General features: G+C 64.4%; 5 protein-coding genes. All 5 read right to left on the minus strand.

Annotation, left to right across the window (positions count from 1 at the left end):
• Positions 1–1,132, minus strand: a 1,132-nt coding sequence (locus tag ENZ74_RS23105) for a universal stress protein (RefSeq protein WP_164761150.1), incomplete at its 3' end; no start/stop codon positions are given.
• 54 nt (positions 1,133–1,186) lie between these two features.
• Positions 1,187–1,753, minus strand: a complete 567-nt coding sequence (gene kdpC / locus ENZ74_RS23110) for a potassium-transporting ATPase subunit KdpC (protein WP_063168981.1) — start codon at positions 1,751–1,753, stop codon at positions 1,187–1,189.
• 74 nt (positions 1,754–1,827) lie between these two features.
• Positions 1,828–3,921 carry a potassium-transporting ATPase subunit KdpB gene (kdpB, locus tag ENZ74_RS23115; RefSeq protein ID WP_063168982.1) on the minus strand — a complete coding sequence of 698 codons (2,094 nt, stop codon included), beginning with the start codon at positions 3,919–3,921 and terminating at the stop codon, positions 1,828–1,830.
• Entirely contained in the window at positions 3,918–4,115 is a 198-nt protein-coding gene (locus ENZ74_RS23120) for a hypothetical protein (RefSeq protein WP_224621338.1), read from the minus strand. Before ENZ74_RS23120 ends, kdpB begins: the two co-directional genes overlap by 4 nt.
• A gap of 25 nt (positions 4,116–4,140) precedes the next feature.
• The coding region (locus ENZ74_RS23125; protein ID WP_206522314.1) for a potassium-transporting ATPase subunit KdpA at positions 4,141–4,463 on the minus strand (323 nt) is incomplete at its 5' end.

The following is a 4,463-nucleotide window of genomic DNA, read 5'->3' on the forward strand; positions in this document are numbered from 1 at the left end:
AAATGACATGGACGCTGATATCGCCGGCATTGCGGATGAGATCGTAGGTGAGCGAGCCTTCGATCAATTCGCGCCAGCGCGACCGGGTCGGCCTGCCGACGACGATATGGGTAAAATTGTTCGCCGTCGCATAACGCACGATGTCCTGCGCCACATTCTGACCCGGAATGGTCGTCACCTCGGCGCCAAGCTGCTGGGCAAGGCGCAGGTTCGTCGCCAGCCGGTCCTTGTCATTCTCGGGCATGCTGGCCGAGCGCGTGCTGTCGACGTGCAGCGCCGTCCACGGCGCACGCAGCCGGTCGGCCAGCCTGCGCGCATAGCGCACGCGGGCCGCTCCTCCAGGTCGCGCGTCGAGGCAGACGAGGACCCTTTCGCCTGCCGCCCACGGTCCTGGAATGGCGTGCGCCTGCATATGGATGAGCAACTGGTCGTCGACACGCTGCGCGGTGCGGCGCAGCGCCAGTTCCCTGAGCGCCGTCAGATTGCCCGGCGAGAAATAGTTCTCGATCGCGCGCTGCGCGGTGTTGGGGAAATAGACCTTGCCTTCCTCGAGCCGCTTGATCAGGTCGTCGGGGGTGAGATCGATGATCTCGACATCGTCGGCCTGGTCGATGATGGAATCGGGAACCGTCTCGCGAACCCTGACCTTGGTGATCTGGGCGACGACGTCGTTCAGGCTTTCGACATGCTGGATGTTAAGCGTCGTATAGACGTCGATGCCGTGCGTCAGGATCTCCTGGACGTCGAGGTAGCGCTTGGGGTGGCGGCTGCCGGGCGCGTTGGTGTGGGCGAGCTCGTCGACAAGAACCAGCGCCGGGCGCCGGGCGAGGATGGCGTCGATATCCATCTCGTCGAGGATACGCCCCTTGTAGTCGACCTTGCGGCGGGGAATGACCTCATAGCCCTCGACCAGGGCCGTTGTTTCCTTGCGGCCATGCGTCTCGACGACGCCGATCACCACATCCACGCCGTCGGCCAGCCTGGCGCGGCCCGACATCAGCATCTCATAGGTTTTGCCGACGCCCGGTGCCGCGCCGAGGAAAATTCTCAGGCGGCCGCGACCCTCCCGCTCGGCATGGTCAAGCAGTGCGTCGGGCGAGGGTCTGGTGTCGCTGCTTCTGTCGTCAGGCATCGGGATCGATCATGGATGGCGCCGGGGGTACTGTCGATCCCCGGCCGCCGCCATTCACTCTTTCGCTACGTCCAGCGCAAGGTTGAGGCCAAGCACATTGACCACAGGCTCGCCCATGAAGCCGAGTTCCCTGCCCTCGACTTGGGCATCGACAAGCGCCTTGACCCTGGCTTCCTCGATGCCCCTGGCCTTGGCCACCCGAGCGACCTGGAAGTAGGCGGCTTCCGGGCTGATGTCGGGATCGAGGCCACTGCCGGACGTCGTCACCAGATCCATCGGAACAGGCTGGTTCGGGTTTTCCGCTTTCAACTTCTCGGCGTCGCCCTTGATGCGGTCGATCAGCTTGGGACTGGTCGGGCCGAGATTGCTGCCGCTCGAGGAGGCTGCATTGTAGCCGTCGCCGGCAGCCGAAGGGCGGCCGTGGAAATACTTGTCGCTGGCAAACCCCTGGCCGATCGATTCGGAGCCGATGATCTTGCCGTCCCTCTCGACCAGGCTGCCATTGGCCTGCCGCGGAAACAGCGCCTGGGCGATGCCGGTCATGCCCAGGGGATAGATCAGGCCGGTCAGGACCGTGAAGAAGACGATCATGATGATCGCGGGTCTTATCTGGGTGAGCATGGAGATGTTCCTCAAAGCAATTCCAGGAAAAGTGTGAAGCGGTTTTCCCTAGGGAATTGCGTTAAAACAAAGAGTTAAGCGAGGCCAAGCGTGGTGACGATCATGTCGATCGCCTTGATGCCGACGAAAGGCACGATGAGGCCGCCGAGGCCGTAGACGAGAAGATTGCGGCTGAGCAGCGCGCCGGCGCCGATGGCCCGATATTTGACGCCCTTCAGCGACAGCGGGATCAGCGCGATGATGATCAGCGCGTTGAAGATGATGGCCGACAGGATGGCACTCTGCGGCGTCGCCAGATGCATGACGTTGAGTGCCTGCAGCGGACCGGTCGTCTGTCCCGGTGCGACGTAGAAGACGGCGAACATCGCCGGGATGATGGCGAAATATTTGGCGACGTCGTTGGCGATCGAGAAGGTCGTCAGCGAACCCCGCGTCATCAAGAGCGCCTTGCCGATCTCGACGATCTCGATGAGCTTGGTCGGATCGCTGTCGAGATCGATCATGTTGCCGGCCTCGCGGGCGGCGACCGTGCCGGTGTTCATGGCGACACCGACATCGGCTTGCGCGAGGGCCGGCGCATCGTTGGTGCCGTCGCCGCACATGGCAACCAGCTTGCCCTTGGCCTGTTCGTCGCGGATCAGCTTCAGCTTGTCCTCCGGTGTGGCCTGGGCGAGGAAGTCGTCGACGCCGGCTTCCGCGGCGATCGCCGCCGCCGTCATCGGGTTGTCGCCGGTGATCATCACCGTGCGGATGCCCATGCGGCGCAGTTCGGTGAAGCGCTCCCTGATGCCGCCCTTGACGATGTCCTTGAGGTGGATGACGCCGAGCAGGCGGCCGTCGCGTTCGACCGCCAGCGGCGTGCCGCCGGACTTGGCGATCTCGTCGGCGATGGCCTGGAGATCCCTGACGGTATCGCTGCCGGGCCGCGTGGCATGGGCTGCGACCGTCGATTGGTTGACATGGGCAAGCACGGAATCCACGGCGCCCTTGCGCACCGACGAACCATCGATGTCGACGCCGCTCATACGGGTCTGTGCTGTGAAGGGCACGAAGGTGGCGTGCAGCGTTGCCATGTCGCGGGCGCGGATGGCGTATTTCTCCTTGGCCAGCACGACGATGGAACGGCCTTCCGGCGTTTCGTCGGCGAGCGAGGCAAGCTGGGCCGCGTCGGCCAGTTCCTGTTCGGTGACGCCCTTGACCGGGCGGAACTGCGTCGCCTGGCGGTTGCCGAGCGTGATCGTGCCGGTCTTGTCGAGCAGCAGCGTGTCGACGTCGCCTGCGGCTTCCACGGCGCGACCCGACATGGCCAGCACGTTGAATCGCACCAGGCGGTCCATCCCGGCGATGCCGATGGCCGAAAGCAGCGCCCCGATCGTGGTCGGGATCAAGGTGACGAACAGCGCCACCAGAACGGTCACCGAAATGTAGCCGCCCGAATAGGAAGCAAAACTCGGGATCGTCGCGGTGGCCAGCACGAAGATCAGCGTCATGCCGACGAGCAGGATGTTGAGCGCGATCTCGTTCGGCGTCTTCTGGCGCTCCGCACCTTCGACCAGCGAGATCATGCGGTCGAGGAAGGTGTGGCCGGAAGCCGCCGTGATGCGCACGCGAACCCAGTCGGACAGCACCTGCGTGCCGCCGGTGACCGCCGAACGATCGCCGCCGGATTCGCGGATCACCGGCGCGGATTCGCCCGTGATCGCGGCCTCGTTGACCGAAGCGACGCCTTCGATCACTTCGCCGTCGGACGGGATGATGTCGCCGGCCTCGACCAGCACGGCATCGCCGACCTTGAGGCTGGTGCCGGGCACAAGTTTGTATTTGGTGCGGTCTTCACCGGTTAAAAGCTTGGCCTTGGTCTCGGTGCGTGCCTTGCGCAGCGAATCCGCCTGCGCCTTGCCGCGGCCTTCTGCGACCGCTTCGGCGAAGTTGGCGAACAGCACGGTGAACCAAAGCCAGATGATGATCTGCAGCGTGAAGCCGAGATTGCCGCCGCCGGAGACCAGGTCCTTGACGAACAGCACGGTGGTGAGCGCCGAGACGACGGCAACGACGAACATCACCGGGTTCCTGGCCAGCGTGCGCGGGTCGAGCTTGCGGAAGGCGCCGCCGATGGCGGGAAGCAGGATGCTGGCATCCATGATGCTGGCTGATTTCGAGTTGCTCATTTTGAAGCTCCGGCTTCGGTGTTGTTGGACGGCACCGGATGATCGGATGCCGAAAAGAGATGGGGCGGCCCGTAGGCCAGCAGCCAGAGGACGAGCATGACTGCCGCAAGGCCGAGAAACGTCGACAGGGTCGGGAAAGGAGGAGGTCCCTCCTCCTTTCCGTGATCGTCCCTGTGGGCGACCTTGCGGCGCATGGCATTGAACCACGACATGGCGGTCTCAGAAGGTCTGCCCGTGAGCCATCGCCAGGTGCTCGATGATCGGCCCGACGGCGAGCGCGGGGAAGAAGGTGAGGCCACCGACGATCAGGATGACGCCGATCAGCAGCCCGACGAACAGCGGGCCGTCGGTCGGGAAGGTGCCGGCGGAGGCCGGAACCGTTTTCTTCGCCACCAGCGAGCCGGCAATGGCCAGCGCCGAGATGATGACCAGGAAGCGGCCCATCAGCATGCCGATGCCGATGGTGATGTTGTACCAGGGCGTGTTGCCGCTGAGGCCGCCAAAGGCCGAACCGTTGTTGGCCGCCGCCGACGTGTAGGCAT

Origin of the sequence: Mesorhizobium sp. M7A.F.Ca.CA.002.15.2.1, from assembly GCF_003998715.1 — a bacterium.
Lineage (GTDB): Bacteria > Pseudomonadota > Alphaproteobacteria > Rhizobiales > Rhizobiaceae > Mesorhizobium > Mesorhizobium ciceri.

Bases quoted from the DNA above. Each gene is read 5' to 3' on its own strand.
- kdpC (WP_063168981.1), bottom strand. From the start codon at position 1,753: ATGCTCACCCAGATAAGACCCGCGATCATCATGATCGTCTTCTTCACG.
- kdpB (WP_063168982.1), bottom strand. From the start codon at position 3,921: ATGAGCAACTCGAAATCAGCCAGCATCATGGATGCCAGCATCCTGCTT.
- ENZ74_RS23120 (WP_224621338.1), bottom strand. From the start codon at position 4,115: ATGCGCCGCAAGGTCGCCCACAGGGACGATCACGGAAAGGAGGAGGGA.